Below are 20,390 nucleotides of genomic sequence, written 5' to 3'. Positions count from 1 at the left end.
TTAGACTGATAACTGAGTTTTATTTCATGAAAAGAGTCATTATTAAAGTAAAGTATTAGGGGTTCAGTCACATGTCCATCAAACTAACAGATAAAAATATTGTTTTTTTACACTTGGAGGTAATTAATATTTTTAAGTTGATGGGCATGTGGAGGGACCCCAAAAAGAGAAAAATAAACCTCGATGCTATAAAAACACAAAATTTCCATTTAGGGGGTACTTTAAAATCTTAGCTTGATGGGTATGTGTTATACCCCCTCTTTTATTTTAGCGCTTTCAACTTTTTATCTACTTCAAGTAGTAATTTAGAAACTTTCTCCATTTTTTCTGAACCTTTCTGAACTAAATCCTCGGCTTTCAAGTTTAATCCTTGCGCTATTAAAAGCGTACCAGCCTTTGCTTCATACATAGCGTCTTTTACAGTGTTTTGTACGTCTGCATACTTCTCGCCAGGGTCTAATTCGATTAACTTATCTGCTGTCTTTTTCAGATGTTCAGACTTCTCTATGTATTCAGGTGCTTTATCATGTACTGTCTTGTCGTTATTTAAGACATCACTTAATTCTAATGCTTGTTTCGTTAGGTCTTCTAGTAAAGCGTTTAATTTACCCTTGTACTCTTTCTCTGCTTTAGTTTCTGACACTTTTTGATTGTCTGATTTTTCTTTTCCTTTTGATACTTCTTGACTATCCGCTTCCGCTACTTGCAGACTATCAGTCTTCTTATCTTCTGCAACGTCTTTATTTGAACATCCTACCCCTGCTACTAACATAATTGGTAACGCTACTGCTAATAGTTTCCGTTTCATTGTTATATACCCCTTTGTTTGTGATCCTTGTTTCTTTGCTTTCATTTTGAATACCCTTTAATATATTGTTTCTTGTATGTAAACAGGCTACCTTTTGACCAGTAACCTGTTACAACCTATTGTTTACATTACTTCGTTCTGTTCCAAGTACCTTTATAATGGCTTATACTATATTATTTACGTTTTTGTACATCTATTCTGTTACCTTTTCCGTCTACCATGTTTAAGTAACCCTCAAAGAAGATTTCTAGCGTATAGTCTACTGACCCGTTTAATTGACTTGTATCCATCTTTTGACCGTCTTTTACATACTCACCAATAGTCATTGTGAATTGTTTCGAGTCTGGTTTGTAAGACCATCTACCTGTCATATGATTGTCTTCGAATGATGTTTTACCTTTATCATCGAAAATCGTATATGTACCATCTTCTTTAAAGTCTAATGCCTTAACAAATTCAGAACCTTCGATGTGACCCCATTCACCTACAAACTCTTTACTGTCTTTCGGGAACTCTGAAGGTTTCTCATTCTTTTGCTGTTCCTCTAATTTCTTCGCTGATGCTTTTGTTAATGCATCAGATAGTGTGTCGCCATACCCCTCATTTATATAATCATTACCTTTTAGTACTAAGTCTTTTGACTTCTGTGTCTTTTCTTTCGTTATAGAATTACTTTTTGCTGACTTAACTATGAGTGTAAAGGATTCACTATAACAGTCTACTCCTTTTAAGATTGTCTCATGTTCTTTCTCAAACTCTTTTGGTGGTTCAATCTTATGGAATTTAGATATGATACCTTGTATTTCAGTTTCTTTTTCATACAGTTCTTTGTTTAATTTATGAATGTCATTGCTCTTATCTTTCGTTTGAGCCGCTAATTGCATAAAGTTATTCAGTTCGTACTCTAAATCACTTTTTAACTTATACATGTGGTCAGGGTAGTCTTCTTTCGACATCTTTTCCTTTACTACCTTTTCCTTCGTCTCTGACTTAGCTTCTACTTTATCTTTTGCTTTCGTCTCTGTTTTATCTGTAGCACAACCTCCCATCAACATAATTGGAAGTGCTAACGTTATAAGTTTCTTTGCTTTCATTATGTATACTCCTTCTTAACAGTATTGTAATTGACTAACATATGGAACTGTAACATAAAATAAATAAACAAATATAAGCTCATTTTTTGTCCTTAAAGGAAATCCCTCTTTTTTTTTCGTATTTTCATTTAATGAAAAGTAATTCTCCAAATAAAATAAAAGAACTTGTAACAGGCCCCGCTACAAGTTCTTTTAGCTAAATATTTTAGCTCATCAAAACAAAATATACATTCTACACAATCGGGGTAATTCCTAAAATATGGTTTGTTAACATCATTATATAACATAATATAGAATTTTTGTTAGAAATTCTATATTCTTAGATAAATTGCACTCCACTTTCTTACTTGTTTTTATTTAGGGGTTCAGCCGAGATACATGTAATTTTGGGTCATAGGCTGTATTTTATTTCCATTATCTGATTATCGTGTAACAAAAAGGTATTTTAATAATAATGTTTACGGATTATTATTGATACAGTATTTTGTTACAGCTAGTTCAACGGTTAGGATATTTCTTATTTCCAAATACAAAACGTAACAAAAACGAACGTTTATGTTACAAATATCACCGATAAACAACGTTTGGTAAAAAATGTATTACTATGACCTAGTTTTACACGTATCTCGGCTGAACCCCATTATGTGCTGTAGTAGAACCTATATCACCATGTTTACCTATTGGATTAACAAAATGAACTTTTTTCACCCCTTAATAAAACGATTAAATGGACAAAAAAAATCCACAGTGTAAAAGTTTATCACTGTGGATTCTTACATTTATTTTTCTTGGTAATGCACCATATCATAAGGGTAGTACGAAGTATCTTTCAAGGTTGAGTCATCTAATTTTAAAATTTTTGCGATTGCTCCACTTTCAAAACTCCAGTAACCACTATAAATGTCATGTTTATTTTCATGTGCATTATACCATGCTTCCTCTGAATGTCCCTCATACCAATACTCTTTTATATATTCCTCTAAATTTCTTATAGAATTCTCTTGTGAAATTTTATTACTCTCAATTACTTCTTTTAATTTTAAATATGGGTCTTTTACATAAAACTCACTCTGCTCATAAAAATCTGATGGCTCACCATTTCTAAAAGCAATAAAATAATTAATCAAGTAATCATTTAACCCTTCTTTCCTTACCATTGCTATTAGTCTATTAAATTCTTTATCTTCAATATTTAGCATTACTGCTATAGATGTCACCCATAACATACGTATATATCCACTATCTTTATTCCATACTTTTTCCATTATATCTATTACTTCAGGTAAAAAATCACGAATAGTTTGAATAGAGCAGCCCGCAGAGTACATTGCCCTTAATTTATTGAAATGATAACCTTGCAACGCTATATATCCATTCTTTACACCTTTATCATCTTTGCCTCTTTCCTCAATAACCTTTTCAACCAACAATAAAAACTTTTCTATTCGCTTTTCCTCATAATTGATAAATTTGTTAAAATATATATCATTTTTGATTTTATCCCTTAGCATAATTTCTCTTCCACCTTTTATACTTCAAGAATTTTCTTCACTCGAAAAAGGAAAAAGAATTACGTAAGAATTGTGGAGATTGCTTGCTTGTAGACTAGTTGTTGCTTTCCATGAACCATCATAAGAACCGTAAATTTATCCATTGCAAGGATTTGCCCACGTATTGGAACGCCATTCATTAAAAATACAGTAACTTCCCCTTTTCTTTCTTTCAATTGTTCATACATATCTTCTTGTAATTTATACATGAAATACGCCCCCTATTTGTATCTACTTTTCTTTTAATGCTTGCTGCATCTAATTGTTGTCTATTTGTATTTCCCATTCACCTTCTATTTTTCTAAACCATTTTCCTATTTTGCTTACATAGTATTTTTTCACTTCACTATATGGAATCCAAATTTCACGTTCCTGTATTTGATTCATCACTTCATGAAGAATCTCATCATGTTCGTATTTTTTAGGTCTTCGATGATGAGTTCTTACAAACTGTATGTATTCCCTACGTAACCAATTAGAAATATGATCTTTTTGCTTTTGCCGGAGATGTGACCACTTTTTATTTGTCTGAAGGAGTTTTCCATTTACTTTTATATGGTTTTTCATCAACACTCATCCCCTTTTACCATTTAAATGCATATATACAATTATCGTATCACATTTAAATTTAAATACGGCTCTAGGTACATATTTCGCAAGAAATTTATCCAAAATAAAAATATAATATCCATTTCACATAAAATAATATCCAAGACAGACAATATCGAATCCATTAAGCGGATTTATTGGAAGGATAATTAAATGTAGACTATTGATTATGTTTTTGGTTTTTATTAAACAATACGGTACGTGAAATTTTATGTTTCCCTAATTAAAAAAGCCCCTTAAAAGGAGCACTTATTTTACAAGATAATTTTCTACTTCTTTTAGTAATAGTTCTGCACCTTCTGGACTTAATGTTATCTTACCATTTGCTAATTCTATGTTACGATTTGAAATTTCTCCTGTTAATGCACAAACAGCACCAGGCTGATACTTCTGTAAAACAATGTCTTCACCTTCTACAAAAATCTCTAATGGTGTTTTTTCTTTAATACCAAGCGTATTTCTAAGTTCCATTGGAATTACTACACGCCCTAATCCATCTACTTTTCTAGTCACTCCGGTGGCTTTCATCCAGCATCTTTCCCCATTTCATTATCAATTTGTACCCAAGCTATTCTTGACTATTGTAACAGGCTTTCACCATACATGAGAAACATAATGAGCCAAAAACAGACCATCATAATAAGAAATTCTTTAAACCCTTGCTGAAAGGAAATACGACCTTCTTCCATTCTACATGCCCCTTTTCTTGATATCTTTTTATATGTTAAAATATAGAGGAAAGAAACCTGCCAATTTCTTTTCTCGACGGTCACTCATGACTTTGCTCTTTGTTTGCTTTTGCAAATGAAGAGCTTTTATTTTGCATATTTATATTTGCTTTCTAACATCGCATAGCGCAATAGCTTTAACTTTGTCTCTTTTTTCAACGCTTTCCACTCAGATACACCAATTTTCATTTTTCATTCCTCCAATAATTAAATTTGTTATTTATATAGCTTATAAGTTCCAGTTGTAAATCTTTCTAATTTGTTTATCGCTAAATCCTTCATGGACAGCGAAGATTTCTGGAAAATCAGAGATACACAAATCAATAATTGTATTATCAGTTGTTCTTATATAATAATATTGAACAGCTCCCTCATAATTCGAATATAAATAGTATTTATGAATTTTATAATTTAATCCATTTTCCTCTAATACCTCATAAAGCTTATTTTTAGTTTCATCCATTACGTCAAAAATAGTTAACTGCTCCATCATTAACAGCTCCTCATTGCGTAAATTTACTAAACTAACTCTAAGAACAAGGTTGTTTCATTATGTTCATTGGTATGCACATTAAACCTTTTTCCGGTAGCTTCTAATGCACTAAAAAGCATTCTTTTATATCCTAAATCCATAAAATCTACACTGATTTGACCATGATTCATAATAAATTGAAGATCAGCCATCATCTTTTTAACTTTCCGTTCCATATAATAACCTCCTCAATAAAGTTATATAACTTATATAACTATTCTATTACTCATTTTTCCAGTTGTCAATATAAGTTATATAACTTATAATTCTTTTTATAGAGGAGGTTGTAATATGGCTGTTAATAAAGACAAGTACACTCAAATTTTAGTTACTTTTACAAAAGAACAAGTAGAACAAATAGAAAATTATTGGCATGAAAATAAGCTGAAGAATCGAAACGAAGCAATTCGTCAGATCGTAGACAAAGGGTTAAGTCGTAAATAATGGCTACCCTTTTTATTTTCGCTAAAAAACTTAAAAACGCATATAAAGTCCGTTTCTCCCTTTACATGCGTTTTTATAACAAATACGACTGTTATATTGATAAGTACATCAAAATTCCATACAACCAAATCTGAAGAGTCGTTTTTTAGATAAACTGATTTTTTTCATGTATTCTTTAAACAAATGAAAAAAGAGCCGGATTTTCATCACAGTGTTCATTTTAAAAAATGTTTTAGACTGAGCATCGTTGGCTTAATTAGATTTCCCTATTCTTATTTTTCTAATTTAATAAAATAAAGATTTAGACTGATGACTAAGTTTCATTTCATGAAGAAAATTTTTATTAAAATAAAGTATTAGACTAAATGGAGGTTATCTTTATTTCACACCATGTAAAAGAAAAAAGTAGTAACTCTTTCTATATCATTATTAACTTTGTCCTCAATCTTCCTCATGTAATACTTGGAAATCAGTAACAAGTGAAACAAGTTTTCCTTCTTCATCGATTCCCCAATAGGAAGGATAAAATCCATCCCCATAACCTGAACGGAACATAATGATATTACTTCCTGTCTCCTCACACACCACACAATTTCCCCAATCATCATCATGTTCTGTTAGTACGTCATCTATAAGATCATCATACAAACTAATAAATTCTTCCCCTAGCTCTCGTTGTAGCCTGCCTTCTATTTCCTCGAGCTTATTAATTGCTTCAACATCCGCAAAGCACCCTAATCCTGTATCGACTGGGTAACCAAAAATATATCCTTCTTCCAGTTCACTAACATTTTGTCCTGGTTTTGTTGCCATCTTCCATTCTATTACTTTTGATTCCGATAATTTTAATTCAGCACCAGCAATTATTCCATCTTTCTTATGCCACCAAGTAACGATTGGATATGTACCTGGCTGAATTGTTTGTTGGAAAGGATTTTTATTAAAAATGAGGGGATCACAAGCAATAATTTTACCTGATGTAACTTTCAACTGGTCCAATGCTTCAGAACGTAGAACCTCACTATCTAGTTTAGATAATTCACGTAATAGCTTTGACATAATGTTTCTCTCCCTTTCATTTTCTTATTATTGAAAAGATTGTTCATAAAGAGAAATGTTAATTGGTAAGAGTTTTTCCCATCTCGTCCACCTAACTTCGTTGTTCACTTGAACTTTGAGATGGGGTATCACTGCCCCAAAATAGTGGGAAAACCCAGTATTTATCTCTACTCAAGTTCCTTTATGAGTAACACACAGCTCATGTATTAATTGGTTCTGTATGTGTACATGTTGTTGCTTTGAAATAAAGTTTGATTAGAATCACCCTCTCAAACCGGTATTTTTCAATAAATAAAAAGAACCCACCTTGAAAAAAGATTGATCAAAATGGATTCTTTTTTAGCAAATTTAAGTTGGTTTTTATAAAAAAGCTTAATCATTTTCTACCTGAGTTACTCCACAATACTCTATAATTATTGTCTAACTTCTTTTTCTACATAATCTAGGTTTTAAAACTTATATAACGATTAATTGGTGTATGAACTAACAATGGATCTTATCAGTATGATGATTTCAAATATTAAAAATATAAATGTCCAAGTAAAATTTCTTATAAAGAAAAATTTACTATAAGTGTCAATTTTATATTGTTTTCCTTCTTCATCAGTCACAATCTTAATACCTTCATCTTTTACAAAATATTTAGTAAAAAGATAGTTAATTAAAGCAGGTAAAAACATCAATAATAACATTACAAATCCAATTAATTTATTCAACAAACTTCCTTGTTCAATATTCATATCCATACTCATACCCGCTAGAGCTATAACAGGTATATACCCCAAAAACAAGGCTAATGGAACTAAAAGACCTTTTCTTTTCCAAATAAATAACATAAAAATAATTCCTTCCCTCTTCTTTAAATAGTGCTATAAAGCTATTATTTTTTCTTCAAATCAATAAACTCTAAAGACAATAATGTTGTATCTTTGGGATCGGTATCTTTAAAAATTATAATTGCTTTTACATCTTCTATATTATCAACAGCATTTTCTGAAAGTAATACAATATAATAATTTTTAGATATACGCGCTGTTTGTGTGTATTTTAATTTTCCTAATTCTTCTTTTGAAAAATTTTCATTAATTTTTGAAGATAAGCCCTCTTTAACTTGTTGATTCATAGTACCAAGTTCTTGAAAACCGTTGCGGAGTTGTTCCGTTATGCCTGATGACTCTGCATAACTTTCTGAAAGTTCTTCCGTCTGATTAGGAATTTCATAATACTTTTCGATATTTTTATACATAGTATTCTTATGGATTGGATTCTCTGCTGATATGTCTTCTGGTAATATAGACCCTATGTCAACTTTATCTTTATACTTATTCGTCAATATATCATAATTCTTTTTATTTTTTTCTACCTTTAGAATCTTAAACCAATCATTAAATTCATCTTTAGTTGTGAATTCATCTAAATTTAAATGTCCTTTTTCATCTGGCTTAGCACTTATAGTAAGTGTTAAATATTTTCCATACGGTTCTTCTTTTTTATCATCAATAATTCCTTCTATTACGGTCTCATATCTATTTTCCTGCAATTTCTTTGTAGATATAGAGGAATAAGGAAAGATATGACCAACATCATTCTCACTAAACTTAGAAACTACAGCATTATAGTTTATAAAACCATTACTACGTACAAATTTATTAATATCATCAGAAAGATCTGCGCTAGAAACTTTATTTCCTTTTGTACAGCCTACCATTAATAGTAGACCAAAAAGAAAAAATCCAATTACTTTAACAATTTTTTTCATTATTCTACTCTCCTACATTTTTCCGTTTGAAATTCTAACTATGGACGTTGCCTCATTTTTCATTAATGAACCCTTTTTATACTTTACGCTCTTTAAAAAAGTTAGACGCAATGAAACAAGCTATTCCAGCAATAAGAACACTAAATGATAATACTTTATTTGTATTTTCAAACTGTATAATATCTGTAATCACATTTAGCATAATTAGTCCCAAAACAAATAAAATCGGCCCGAAAAAAAAGTAATATTTTTCCTAACAATGAACGTTTTCTCATAATCTCCCACCTTTCCCATATATATAGATTCTATCATAATTTTAATTGTTAATTCCTAGTTTTGGGTATAATTTTCCAGGTTATGATTAGATTATTTCAGTTCATCTTTTTTATAAACGGTTAAACTCTCCTCAAAATGGTATGACTTTTTTATAAACAGTACAACTTTGTTTTAAATTGATAATTAAAGCGCATGTAAAGTCCGTTTTCCCCTTTACATGAATTTTTATGAAAATACGACTTATTGTATTAACGATTACATCAAAATCCCATACAATCAAATCTGAAGAGTCATTTTTTATTTAAACTGATTTTTTTCACGTATTCTTTAAATAAATGAAAAAAGAGCCGGATTTTCATCACAGCTCATTTATTTACTGGTTCTGTATGTGTACAGGTAGGATATTGAGAACAGCCGAAAAACTTATTTCCTGTTGTATTCGAATTTCTAACGACTAAATGACTTTTACATGTTGGACATTTCCGTTCTGCAGGTGTTACCCCTTGATACACATCTTCAGCCGAATGCTCCGGGTTGATTTTATTTATTAATTTTTGAAGTTCTACACGATCTATGAGTTTTACATTGCAAGCCTCCGCTAATTCTTTTGCTTGTCTTGTATACACACTGTTTGTTACAACCCAGCCCTCATGTGCCTTGTAATAGGCTTGTGCTGCATATATCTCCTGTACTGCACTGATGCCGACTCTATTTTTCATCCCGTAGCGTTTTGCCTGGATCACAATACGCTTCTTACCTTTTAATACAAGATCGGCTCCAAAATCATGAGACTGTCTCGTAACCATCGGGGAGTAACCAAGCTCTCGAAAGAGAGCTTTTAGGTATATTTCGAATTGATGTCCGTCCATTTTGTCTATATAGCGAATACCGGACTTAGCCATTCGCTTTAATATTCTTCGCTCCTGGATCTTCCGGTACATAAATTTACAAATACGAAAAAGAACATAAAGGATAAAACCATAAATCAAAATTTGTAATATGTTTGGCATGGCTGGTAGATTAGACACTTCTCTCCACCTCTTTAATTGGTTTCATTTTCTTTGGTTGAGCTGTTTCTTTTGCCTGTTGTTCACTCACTTGTTTCTTCCAGACATCGTTCCAATCTTTTTCATTCGTTGGAATATCCTCTTTAAGATCTACAAAGCATTTCATCGTCTGAATGAAGTCTTTCCCAGCCTTATCGTTATCAACTGCCATAATGACCTCTTTAATATCGTGCCCTTCTTTTTTCGCATCAATTAAAGATTGAATCACTGTTTTTGACTTCAATCCATGCATAGAAACCAGGCGAGCGTTTTGGATATTATTTTGCTTGATGCTCCAATGAGATAACATATCAATCGGATCTTCATAAAAATAGATTTTATCCGGCTTACCCACATCAACTGTAAAACCGGCATTGATTTTTTCATAATTCGGGACAATTTGCTTAAAGCTTCCTCTTTTATTCTCCATTTTGACCGTACCTTGACGGTTCATTCCAATTACTTGCCCTTTGCCTCCTTCTTCCCTCCATTTGAACACCACATTATTTTTCTTATCCTGGGCGATGAGATCCTTTTTAATCAACCAGTTCACCAGGCGAGGATCTATTTTCCGTTCATCAATTAAGTATCGCTTGATCTCTGTTTGTTTCGGCACCTCTAAGTGTTTTGGATAGATAAATGGCTGCTGCTCTTTTTTGCGTTCTTCTTCAGCTTTTGAACGATCAAACTCTTTGTAATCCCCTTTATTGATGTCTAATACAGCTTGCGGAAATGTCATTTCATAGTACATCATCGCAAAGCTAATCGCTCCATAGACCTTTTCGCCACGACTATTCCAGGCGTATTGATTTCCTTTAATAAGAAGACTGTCATGTTCCGTATGACGATAATAGTTTCCTTCTTTCTTAAACGTTTCTCCCTTTGCTTCCAGATATGAAATCAAGTCAATATTTCTTGCTTTCATCGCATCCTCCGTACTGACATGTGCCATTACGGAATCCCCCCTTTACTCTATAAAATGAAATAAAAAAGAGGACTATTCCGTTTCCTAGTCCTCTTTTACATGCATTTAATTTTTATTTGCCGAATAAGAATTTTAATCGCTTCTCCTGTACGCTGTATGATAAACGAGCGTCAAATTTCTTCCCGTTTTTGTTTGAGATAAACCCTTTGATTTGATCCGTCACATTCTTTTCTAATAACTTCTTCACATGATTACTACTTAGATTTTTTCCAGAGAATGTACCAAAAATAATGAAGTCACAGCCTTTTTTGTATTTCTCACATAAGTAGTTACTTTTCCCTACAAGAACTCTACTCTTACATAATGGACATTTGCCAATTGTACGATCTTCAGTCGTTGGAAAACGGAATTTCAAACTTCCGTCCGCTTCCATATAGATAGCTGCCGTAAATTCTCCCTTTTCCCCTTCGAAGCCATTTATAAAATCTGTTGTTTTATACTGAATCAGCTTTTTCATTTGATTACCAGGGATTGCTTTCCCTTTCATCTTGGCTGGTAACATAAAATCACATCCGTTTTTATGCTCCGTGCATCCATAAAATGTTTTACGATGAAGGATCTCACCTTTTTTACATTTTGGGCATTTACCAAATGATAGCTCCTCTTGTGTTGGGAACTGAAATTTGATATTTCCTTCATGTAACACAAGATAAGCGGAAAACTCCTTCTCATTGGACTTAAATCCTTTTAAAAGATCTGTTTTCTTATCCTCAAACAGCTTTTTCGCTTGCGCTTCCGGAATTGCTTTTTCTTTAATCTTTTTCGGTAAGGAGATTTCACATCCCGGATAATTACTGCAACCATAGAAATTACCTTTATGAAGGATTTTTCCTTTTCTACAAGGGCATTTGCACACCTCAATCTGCTGATTCCAGGTATTAATAATACTATCCGACACCTTATCATCCATTGCGCCTAATTGTTCCACCGTGCCTTTTACAAACGTATTTGTTTTCTCTACAAACTCCTCATATTTCATTTCATTCTTTTCGATCATGTAGATCATCCCTTCCATTTCAGCCGTATAAGCTGGATTTTTGATTTCATCTACCGGAAAAGCATCTATAAACGCACGACCAATATGAGTGGTTCGAATCTGACTGTTGGTAACATCAATATAGCTTCGCTCTAACAGTTTCGGAATAAACGTTTCTTCCGTTGCGACTGTCCCAATCCGTTTTCCTTTCATAAGTTCTTTCAAATGTTCATCATCCAATTTACGCCCTGCCGTCTCCATAAAGGTTAAAATGGAACTTTCCGTATGAAAGGCTGGTTTCTTTGTTCGAGATTCAATCAAGTCATACTGAACGATTCTGAAAGAATCTCCTTCTCGTAAAATAGGTATCTGAAATGCTTCAACTGATCCCTCTTCTATATCCTCTTGAAACACACTTAGAAACCCTTTCTCTTGTAGGATCTTTTCTTTTGTACTGTATGCGTTGCCCTCTTGATCTATAAAATGTACTTCCCTTACCAGGTAGATTGCTGGTTTCATAAAATTCCCGATAAATCGTTTTACAATTAAGTCATATAACTGTTTTTCTAATGGATTTCGATTGGTCCCGACATATAATTTTGTTGTTGGGATGATGGCAAAGTGACTACTGACTAATTCATCATTAAATGTAGTGTGTTTTTTTGTAATAGAAGATGGGATTACTTGTTGTACTAAATTTGTATAGGAGCTCTTTTCTAATGCTGCCATTACTTCCTTCACTCGTTCCACTTGCTCTGTAGGTAAATGCCTGGATGAAGAGCGAGGATAAGTAATAAAGCCTTCTTCATACAAACTCTGAATATATTTTTTTGCTGTCTCCGCATTTATCTTCAGCTTGGCGTGAGCATCTTTGTAGATATCCGTTAAGTTATACAATAATTTTGGTTTCTTTTTTCTCGTACTTTCTTTAAATTCCGTTACAATTACATCTGTTCCCTTCAAGCTATCTCCAAGTTTTTGTAGTGGGGATGGATCTATCAGTTGATCTTCTGTTTTCATCACCGGTGATAAACCATTTTCGGTTAGTAGCTTCAAATTGTAGTAGGTTTGTTCTTTATAGTTTTGAATTGCAATTTCCCTTTGACGGATTTCATTCAAGATACACATTTGAACACGACCAGAAGCCAATAAGAATTGGTTTTTTGCTAGTTTTGATGTACAGCCTCTCGTAACATTAATGCCTAGAATATAGTCCAGGTATTGCCTTGCTTTAGCGGATTGAGCAAGCCCGTCATAATCTGCTCCTGGTTCTAATCGGTTCAAAGCCCCCTCTAATTCTGCGGCCTCATAAGAAGAGATAAAAAGACGGGATTCTCGCTTGTTCACACCTGCATGTTCATATATTTCTCGATAGATAAGCTCACCCTCTTTGTCTGCATCACATGAATTGACCACATGATCTACATCGGGACGATTTAACAATTTAACCAATATTTGAACTTGTTCGAGACTATCCGATTTCACTTTATATTCCGGCTCCAAAATAATTGGTAAATGTTCAAATTTAAATTCTTTGTATCTCTCGTCCATCTCCTCTGGATGTTTTAGTTCTAATAAATGCCCCCGGCACCAACTAATAATGTAATTTTCATTTTCATAGTAGCCATAATATGGCTTACTTCCTGGATATTTTTGCGAGTTTCTAAATCTAGGTGATTTCAATAATTCAACGGCTACCTTCGGCTTCTCTGCAATAAACAATGTTTTTCCCATACGTAGTACCTCCTATTATTCTGCAATTTTAGTTTTACGCTTCCATTTCTTATCCCTGCGCTTTTTCATCATTCTGTGACCAAATAATAACAATGTGTTCAAAAAGACAGCTAAAAGGAACATACAGCCTGCAAACAGCCATACATTCATGACATTCACTCCTTTCGTTCTATAAATAAGAAAGAGGGCTTTTACTTTTACTTTTACTTTTACTTTTACTTTTACTTTTACTTTTACCCTCTTTCATTTTTAGATATAAAAAAATCACTCTCCGTTATCTCAATTGAGTAACAAAAAATGATTTAATCTGGTTTTCCGGTTATAAAATTTTTCATCGTTCCATTTCCATTGTTTCTCTTTTTCTACTTGATTTCTTTGTAGCCTTCGACTGCTCTACATTACCCGGCTCTGGCTCCTTGTCTTTTTCTTTATTATTCGTTTGTTTTCCACTTAATGGCTGAAATTTTTTATCTACATCCATTTCCTTTGAAGTTGTAGACTGATTCACCGTTATTCCTTCTTTCCCAAGCTTCTCATCCACCTGGCTTTCTAATTTCACAACATGTTCCTGGCTTACCAGCTCATTATCAATCGAAACATACTTTGTTGTATAATACCGTTCTTCAGCTTTTACACGAGTGACAATACTATCAATATCATCTGGTTTTTCTTCATATTGTGAACGTCTGTATGCCTCGAATTTTCGGCTTAAATCCTTATCTAACGTAGTTGGCTCCTTTTCTTTTAAAGGCTGAATTTGTTGATCTAGAGAAGCAATAGGTGCATATCCCTCCGTCTTCATTTCTTTATATAATTCCACTTCTTTTTCATTAAATGAGTAATCTTTTTGCGCCTCCGCTTTATCAACTAAGAGTCCATATCGTTCACCTTTTACGATTTCATCTAGACTCATATTTGCATCTTTTTCATAAACAACAAATGACAAATTTCCTCTTCCATCAAAGATAGAACTTTGAACCTTTTCATATAAATCTGGTTTCAAAATGTTATCTAGATAGACATTTTCTCGTTTCCCGTTCTTTTCCATGAGGGAAACATATAAATCGTCCCGATCTGTTTTATCTTGATTCCATACAGACAAATAATTTATATCTTTCGTAACAGCATCCATCATGTGGATTCTTGCCAGTTCTTCATCTTGCATACCATTTGCTAATATTTCAATTGTAACTAAGTGGTTTGGTGTCTCTTTCGATTTTTCTACTGTATTTTGTTGTGCTTTTTCCATCGGTATTTCTTTGTTATTTCTATGATTCACTACCTCATCTCGTAACGCTTGTTTTACTTCATCCGATAAATACCTTTTCTCGTTTAATACTTGTTCATACGGTGTCTTGTAGTCCCCATCCCCCATATCCAAACGATCCATACTCACAAGCTCCATTCTCCCAAAATCTCTATCTACTTCTTTTGGAATGGCAATATGATAACGAGTTTTATCATATGGTACGTACTCATCTCTTTCTCTTGCTTCCTCTTTTGCTTTTTCAATATTTGTAATGACTTCAGCCATTTTTTCATTGGCCTCTCCAAATGGAATCAACTGACTACCCTTAAAATTTTCGTTTTCGCTCCACTGAACTAACATAGTTGGACGAGTAATTTCATCTTGATTTAGTGCTGCATACTTTTCTTGATTCGCTTCGTTAAATGCATCAATAAATTCTTTATCACTCAACTTTTCTGCGCCTTCTACGGGCTCAAACGATCGGTTTCTATCCACTTGTTCCCTTAACTCTGTAACGGAAACAAGCTCTTGTGTCGTGTTACTTAAACTCATAAATTCGACCAATAAAATATTTTTTTCGTCCTGTTTTTCATATTTATTTGCCATACTTTCCACCTCTTTTTCATTTATTTGTTCTTTTTCCTTTTCTAATGTGTTTTCAATTGTCTCAATAAATTCAATCGAAGTTTCATGTACTTCTTTTAATAATTTCGTTTTATCCTTCATTTCTTTTCCTTGTGTCCAGTTCGCTAAATATCCTAACGAATATTCGCTTGTATCAATTCCAAAATAAGAAGAAACGGCATAAGCGGTCATCTCTGCTTGAAACTCTTTTTCTGGTGCTGTGTAGTTCAAATGTGTCTCTGCTGTATGGAGTTTGGCATGCGCCAATTCATGTAGAAGTGTTTTTACATTTTGTAATTCACTGTTTCGTGGATTCAAGGCGACTTCTTTTGTTAAGGTATAGCTAACACCCTTTGCGACAACCAGTTCTGATTTTGGTTCAATAATTTTCACACCGTTTTTATCCGCAATGGCTTCCATTCCTTTGTACAAACTCTTATAATCTGTTACGCTCCCTTCTAGCCAACGATTCGGAAAAATACGAGGGAGATCTTCCGCTTTTGCGTTCGTTTGCGACAAATCAAACACATGACCGACAGCAAAATATAAGCGACCTGGTTTCACTTCTACGCTTTTAGACTCAATTTGTTTTTTCTCTTCCTCACTTGCTTTAGTTACTGTTTTCCAAGTGCCTTCTTTGTCTTTAAATTTTGCTATAGTTCTGTTTGGAACAAGGATCTGGATTCCTTTCTCACCCTTCTTAACCGCAAACCCTTTTTCTTTCCAAAAAGAAAAGGAACCAACTGCACTGGCTCCCTCGAATTGACTCTGTATTAATGAAATATTAGATGGTGAATAGTGATAAAACTTTGCCATAAACGTTAGATACTCTTTTAAATCTCCTGGTGTACGGAAATAACCTTCTACGCTTTTTTCCATCTTTTTTGTTAAAGCTTGCACCGCTTCTTTCTTTTCTTCTGGTGATTTCGTTTGATACTTTTTCTTATAATTTTTACTCATGATCTTCTCCTACTCTTTCACTCGCTTTTTGCAATTCCTCCATTTCCTCTTCATTCCATCTTTCCGTTGTATCAAAGAAAAGCGCATGAGTTTTTACGTTAACCGGAACTAACATATTCTCTTGATTCATGACATGGATTGCAAGTTCTTCCTCTTGTTCTCGTGTAATTTTAATTGTTAATTCCTCATCTTTTACAAGTAAAACAAGTTCACCTTCTCTAACCTCTTTAATGACCCCTAATGCGATATCTTCATGAAATAATAACATCCTTATAACCTCCTGTTTTTTTATAAAAAGAAACAATGTAGCTTACGTTACATTGTTCTTTGATGCCTCATGATCTATACGTTTTTGTCTTGCATGACTAATTCGTTCCGCTACAACTTCTTTTGCTATCTTCACACTTCCCATCTCTTGTTTATCAGTCGTAATAAGACTATCTACGCCCTCTAAAAAGAAATAACCATTTAATAACTCAATTAAAATTTGCGTATTTCTATCCGCACTATTTGCACCAAGACGAATTTTTGTTAGTTCACTTTTCAATACATCGTGTAGATTCTTTGATACAATTTCGGAAATATAATTTAATGACCATTCTGAACTTTTTGATGCTTGATGCTCCATACAAATTTTCGATATAGCATCCCCTGGATGTGTAATATTATTTTCATCCATATAGTCTTGAATGTATTGATGGACATTTTCATTTAACGATAACTTCATTCGTATTTTTTTATTCTCCATGATCTAACCCCTTTCATTTTCATATGCATTTTCCCTTTGCATACGCTCATAATACTTTTGGTTCTTCCAGCTTTCATATTCACTTTTAAAAGCACGTTCCACTTTTCTCATAGAATACTGAATAGATACATTCTGTTGAAATTTTTGAAACGGCTTTGATTTTTTCGTGTGATGGATTCTCTTTTGTTCTTTATCATATGCCTTCATTTCTTGTAAAAAGGCGTTCCCCATTCTTTTATATAGGTCATTGATTTTATTCATTTTATAATTTTCATATTGCTTCTTATCATACTTTCCTTCCCCATATGCTTCTTTAAAAACTTTCACTTCTTTATCTAATTTTTGGAGAAACTGATCGTAATCTTTTTTATGATGGTGTTGAATATATCGACTGCTTAATTCATCAATTTCCGGCTTCAATGGTTGAATTGTATTGTAGCTATATTGCCACTGTCTTTTATCACTTGGTAACTGTTTATAAATTCGTAAAAACAACGGTTTCAAATGTTGATTGCGCCAATCAAAAACGGAGTCCTCTTTTTTACTTCCCACCATATTATTTCGAATCAAATCATTAATTTGTTTTTGTTCCTGCTTACGATCTAACAGATTATTTACGACTTTCCCCTTCATCGCATCTAATGTTTTTGGTTTTCTTTTACCACGTTCTCTCGTTGGAAATGGTTCAACAGTTGCGACATGAATATGAATATTATCCGTATTAAAGTGAATGGCTGCCGACCAGATAGAGCTTTTTTCCAACCCCTCTCTTTTTTGCATTTCCTTCATCGCAAGCCGTGTTACATCCATTAACTTTTTTTCATCCAATGTTTTTGTTTTCTCATCATAAATTCCTTGTTTCTCTAACCAGGGATTATGAAAAGAAATGACATCCTGCCACATGATACTTCCATTCTCATGAGCGGTTTTAAACATTTCCTTTAAGGACTTTTTTTCACTTTCTGTTAAACGATTTGCATGTTCCGTAAATAGTGCCGATGTCTTTTCTGAATTCCCCATATAGTCTTGATACGTTTCGAACATTTTCGGATTCAGCTTCACTTCACTTTTCGCTTCCTCCCGATCTACATAATCAATATAGTTCTGAAAAGCATCCGAACTTGGCAACACAAATTTCGTTTTTAATACAACACCTGGTGTGACGAAAGACTGAACAGGAACAGCATTATTCATTTTCAACATCCTGCATCATCATTTGAATAAACTCATTCATTTTTTCCATTGCGCTATAACAATCACTCATCATATGGAGGTTCTTTTCAATAAGATTTTCTAATTCCATTTCCCTTTTATTTTGTTGCTGAAAAAATGCTATCATTTCAATTTGAGCTTTCAAAAATTTTTGCCTGGATACTCCTTTCCTTTTTGCAATTTCATCTATTTTCTTTAAGGCAACTGGATCTATATCTCTTATTTTTAGATTCACAATTTCCGCTCCTTTCTACAATTCTGGGTAGAGATCAAAAAATAGCGAGAAGAGCATAAGGGGTTTTTGCCCCCACCGAGGGTGTGGGGCTAGGCGGAGCCTAGCAAAACGATGGGGGCAAGGAAAGAGGTTGAATGTCCCCGTTACGTCCCCATATTTTTTGTTAATGTCTCCATCACGTCCCGTTATTTTTTCTAAATGTCCCGTCCGTGTCCCCTTGCTTTCCCTCAATGTCTCCATCATGTCCCTATGTCTTTTTTCAGTTTTTATTAATTTCTTGTGCCTTTTGCTCTAATTTTTTGATCTTATCTCGTGCAATTTTTTGTTCTTCTTTAAACAATTCCACGTTCTTATCTGATGATTTTACTTTTGATTCTAAGGATGCTATTTTCGATTGCGTTTCCGTTTTTTCCCCATCGGTTTGATACTTCATTTCATCTTTTTGTTCTTTTACTTTTTCATAAACTGTCTTCGCATTTTCTTCTTCCAGTTTGATTGCTTTCCCATAATTTTTGATCTTTGTTTCAATATCTTTTTTGTCTCTTTCTATAAAATCTAACTCATATGTTTTTTTGTCTTCAGCTAACAATTCATCATTTGCTTTTGTTTTTCTTTGATCGGTAAAAATTGACTGAACAAGTTTATTCGGACTCTTTTTTACTGCATTCTCTTCTTCATATTCGTTAACATCTTGCGTGAATTTACGAATATCCATTTGTTCTTTTTCACCGTTTTTATTGTAAATATCAAAAGCTAACGCTCCCCAATTCGGAGATAACTCTGTTACTTCCACCACATAATTTCCGTTCTCTTCATACAACACTTTGACAGGTAATTGAACACCAGACTTTGCTTTTTCTTGTGCTTTAAACGTAAATCCTGTTTCCTCATACCCTTCTATTCGAAAGCGAATTTGTATAAAGTTTTTGTGTGGATTGTATTCCCTTTGCTCTACAATCAATTTCCCCATCCCTGACAACTTGATTACTTTATTCGTTTCCGTATGGAATAGTTTTTCATCGTTCGGCATGTAGATTTTAGATGTCAAGAAAGCAAAAAAACCTAAAAATAGAAAGCTGATAATTGCTAGGTAGATCCACGACTTATTTCTTCTCAAATTGATTCTTTCACTCTTCTTACTGATTGCACCTATCACACTCTCACCCCACTTTTTTTGTTATAATACTTTCATATTTAACTCTTCCACACTTGTAACTCGCCAGGTTTCCTTTTCTTTTTTTATGATGATTCGCAACACATTGTTTACTTTTTCTTCTCGGTTTTGCGTTGAATCTGTCGTGACATTTATAAATTCAGCTAACACATTTATCTCCTCTTTATCGGGTTCATTTTCTTGTAAATAAAACTTCATTTCTATTGGTTTCGTTTTATACGTATCTCCTAATTCGTATTTATCAGTTGGATAAAATTGTTGTAATAGTTCTTCACTCATAATGGATTTTGCTTTTTCTTTTCGCTCATTGTAGCCTTCTTTTTCTCGATGAAAGGATAATTGAATAAACGTTTCGGCTGTCGATAAGTACGCTCTTCTCTGTTGTTCTTGTGCTGATGGAAGCACCTTATCAAGTCGTTTTTTTAAGTCTTCATTTTGTTTTGTTAGTAATTCATTTGAAAGTTTTAACTGTTTTTCCTTTCCATCACTCATTGATTTTTTGCTCAAGTAGATATTAAAAGCTGTCACACCTACAACTAAAATGACAAACACAATAAACAAATATTTTCGTTTATCTTTCATATCCAT

24 protein-coding genes are annotated in these 20,390 nt (G+C 33.3%); 1 reads left to right on the top strand and 23 read right to left on the bottom strand.

The window, feature by feature from the left end:
* Positions 1-262 precede the first annotated feature (262 nt).
* The 8 genes from AC1DKZ_RS30885 to AC1DKZ_RS30850 all read right to left on the bottom strand — a co-directional run bounded on the left by AC1DKZ_RS30885 (position 263) and on the right by AC1DKZ_RS30850 (position 5,497).
* Positions 263-808 carry a DUF7018 domain-containing (lipo)protein gene (locus AC1DKZ_RS30885; RefSeq protein WP_033732631.1) on the bottom strand — a complete coding sequence of 182 codons (546 nt, stop codon included), beginning with the start codon at positions 806-808 and terminating at the stop codon, positions 263-265.
* A gap of 173 nt (positions 809-981) precedes the next feature.
* A complete protein-coding gene (locus tag AC1DKZ_RS30880) occupies positions 982-1,902 on the bottom strand; it encodes a DUF7018 domain-containing (lipo)protein (RefSeq protein WP_002205046.1) in 921 nt (306 codons plus the stop codon).
* Between the two features lie 779 nt (positions 1,903-2,681).
* The gene (locus AC1DKZ_RS30875) at positions 2,682-3,413 is read right to left on the bottom strand and encodes a PoNe immunity protein domain-containing protein (protein WP_476997805.1); all 732 of its coding nucleotides are present in this window, start codon (positions 3,411-3,413) and stop codon (positions 2,682-2,684) included.
* A 59-nt stretch (positions 3,414-3,472) separates the two neighbouring features.
* A complete protein-coding gene (gene hfq, locus AC1DKZ_RS30870) occupies positions 3,473-3,661 on the bottom strand; it encodes an RNA chaperone Hfq (RefSeq protein ID WP_476997804.1) in 189 nt (62 codons plus the stop codon).
* A 49-nt stretch (positions 3,662-3,710) separates the two neighbouring features.
* On the bottom strand, positions 3,711-4,019 hold the full coding sequence (locus AC1DKZ_RS30865; RefSeq protein WP_476997803.1) for a transposase: 309 nt from the start codon (positions 4,017-4,019) through the stop codon (positions 3,711-3,713).
* 291 nt (positions 4,020-4,310) lie between these two features.
* Positions 4,311-4,589 carry an AbrB/MazE/SpoVT family DNA-binding domain-containing protein gene (locus AC1DKZ_RS30860; protein WP_098636667.1) on the bottom strand — a complete coding sequence of 93 codons (279 nt, stop codon included), beginning with the start codon at positions 4,587-4,589 and terminating at the stop codon, positions 4,311-4,313.
* A 429-nt stretch (positions 4,590-5,018) separates the two neighbouring features.
* Positions 5,019-5,282: a hypothetical protein gene (locus tag AC1DKZ_RS30855; protein ID WP_048517089.1), complete on the bottom strand. Its 264-nt coding sequence runs from the start codon at positions 5,280-5,282 to the stop codon at positions 5,019-5,021.
* Between the two features lie 26 nt (positions 5,283-5,308).
* Positions 5,309-5,497 (bottom strand): hypothetical protein, encoded by a 189-nt coding sequence (locus tag AC1DKZ_RS30850; protein WP_000440213.1) that lies wholly within the window; start codon positions 5,495-5,497, stop codon positions 5,309-5,311.
* Positions 5,498-5,612: 115 nt separating this feature from the next.
* Between AC1DKZ_RS30850 and AC1DKZ_RS30845 the strand changes: the two genes are divergently transcribed.
* Positions 5,613-5,765: a ribbon-helix-helix domain-containing protein gene (locus AC1DKZ_RS30845; RefSeq protein WP_000290205.1), complete on the top strand. Its 153-nt coding sequence runs from the start codon at positions 5,613-5,615 to the stop codon at positions 5,763-5,765.
* A 441-nt stretch (positions 5,766-6,206) separates the two neighbouring features.
* On the opposite strand, the gene AC1DKZ_RS30840 is transcribed toward AC1DKZ_RS30845, so the two are convergent.
* The 15 genes from AC1DKZ_RS30840 to AC1DKZ_RS30770 form a co-directional block, all read right to left on the bottom strand.
* A complete protein-coding gene (locus AC1DKZ_RS30840; RefSeq protein ID WP_059038287.1) occupies positions 6,207-6,824 on the bottom strand; it encodes a DUF4241 domain-containing protein in 618 nt (205 codons plus the stop codon).
* A gap of 467 nt (positions 6,825-7,291) precedes the next feature.
* Positions 7,292-7,660, bottom strand: a complete 369-nt coding sequence (locus AC1DKZ_RS30835; RefSeq protein ID WP_000897594.1) for a hypothetical protein — start codon at positions 7,658-7,660, stop codon at positions 7,292-7,294.
* 44 nt (positions 7,661-7,704) lie between these two features.
* Entirely contained in the window at positions 7,705-8,583 is an 879-nt protein-coding gene (locus AC1DKZ_RS30830; RefSeq protein ID WP_476997802.1) for a hypothetical protein, read from the bottom strand.
* A 76-nt stretch (positions 8,584-8,659) separates the two neighbouring features.
* The gene (locus AC1DKZ_RS30825; RefSeq protein ID WP_427296267.1) at positions 8,660-8,785 is read right to left on the bottom strand and encodes a hypothetical protein; all 126 of its coding nucleotides are present in this window, start codon (positions 8,783-8,785) and stop codon (positions 8,660-8,662) included.
* 439 nt (positions 8,786-9,224) lie between these two features.
* Positions 9,225-9,887 (bottom strand): restriction endonuclease, encoded by a 663-nt coding sequence (locus tag AC1DKZ_RS30820; protein WP_476997801.1) that lies wholly within the window; start codon positions 9,885-9,887, stop codon positions 9,225-9,227.
* On the bottom strand, positions 9,880-10,857 hold the full coding sequence (locus tag AC1DKZ_RS30815) for a DUF3991 domain-containing protein (protein ID WP_476997800.1): 978 nt from the start codon (positions 10,855-10,857) through the stop codon (positions 9,880-9,882). The genes AC1DKZ_RS30820 and AC1DKZ_RS30815 overlap by 8 nt, the downstream gene beginning before the upstream one ends.
* 85 nt (positions 10,858-10,942) lie before the next feature.
* The gene (locus AC1DKZ_RS30810) at positions 10,943-13,600 is read right to left on the bottom strand and encodes a type IA DNA topoisomerase (RefSeq protein ID WP_476997799.1); all 2,658 of its coding nucleotides are present in this window, start codon (positions 13,598-13,600) and stop codon (positions 10,943-10,945) included.
* Positions 13,601-13,615: 15 nt separating this feature from the next.
* Positions 13,616-13,750 carry a hypothetical protein gene (locus AC1DKZ_RS30805; protein ID WP_277931135.1) on the bottom strand — a complete coding sequence of 45 codons (135 nt, stop codon included), beginning with the start codon at positions 13,748-13,750 and terminating at the stop codon, positions 13,616-13,618.
* 181 nt (positions 13,751-13,931) lie between these two features.
* Positions 13,932-16,433, bottom strand: coding sequence for an LPD25 domain-containing protein (locus AC1DKZ_RS30800; RefSeq protein WP_476997798.1), 2,502 nt, complete (start codon positions 16,431-16,433; stop codon positions 13,932-13,934).
* Entirely contained in the window at positions 16,426-16,701 is a 276-nt protein-coding gene (locus AC1DKZ_RS30795; protein WP_476997797.1) for a hypothetical protein, read from the bottom strand. Before AC1DKZ_RS30795 ends, AC1DKZ_RS30800 begins: the two co-directional genes overlap by 8 nt.
* Positions 16,702-16,743: 42 nt before the next feature.
* Entirely contained in the window at positions 16,744-17,181 is a 438-nt protein-coding gene (locus AC1DKZ_RS30790) for a hypothetical protein (RefSeq protein ID WP_000428253.1), read from the bottom strand.
* Between the two features lie 3 nt (positions 17,182-17,184).
* Positions 17,185-18,375 (bottom strand): MobP2 family relaxase, encoded by a 1,191-nt coding sequence (gene mobP2, locus AC1DKZ_RS30785; RefSeq protein ID WP_476997796.1) that lies wholly within the window; start codon positions 18,373-18,375, stop codon positions 17,185-17,187.
* Positions 18,368-18,628 (bottom strand): hypothetical protein, encoded by a 261-nt coding sequence (locus tag AC1DKZ_RS30780; RefSeq protein ID WP_476997795.1) that lies wholly within the window; start codon positions 18,626-18,628, stop codon positions 18,368-18,370. Before AC1DKZ_RS30780 ends, mobP2 begins: the two co-directional genes overlap by 8 nt.
* 259 nt (positions 18,629-18,887) lie before the next feature.
* Positions 18,888-19,784 carry a hypothetical protein gene (locus tag AC1DKZ_RS30775; RefSeq protein WP_476997794.1) on the bottom strand — a complete coding sequence of 299 codons (897 nt, stop codon included), beginning with the start codon at positions 19,782-19,784 and terminating at the stop codon, positions 18,888-18,890.
* A 21-nt stretch (positions 19,785-19,805) separates the two neighbouring features.
* Complete coding sequence (locus tag AC1DKZ_RS30770) at positions 19,806-20,384, bottom strand: MerR family transcriptional regulator (RefSeq protein ID WP_476997793.1); 579 nt, start codon at positions 20,382-20,384, stop codon at positions 19,806-19,808.
* Between the last annotated feature and the right edge of the window lie 6 nt (positions 20,385-20,390).

It is taken from the genome of Bacillus sp. 05T21, from assembly GCF_056396785.1.
Note: the sequence above shows the minus strand (reverse complement) of the source record. Positions and strands in the feature narration are given on the sequence as shown.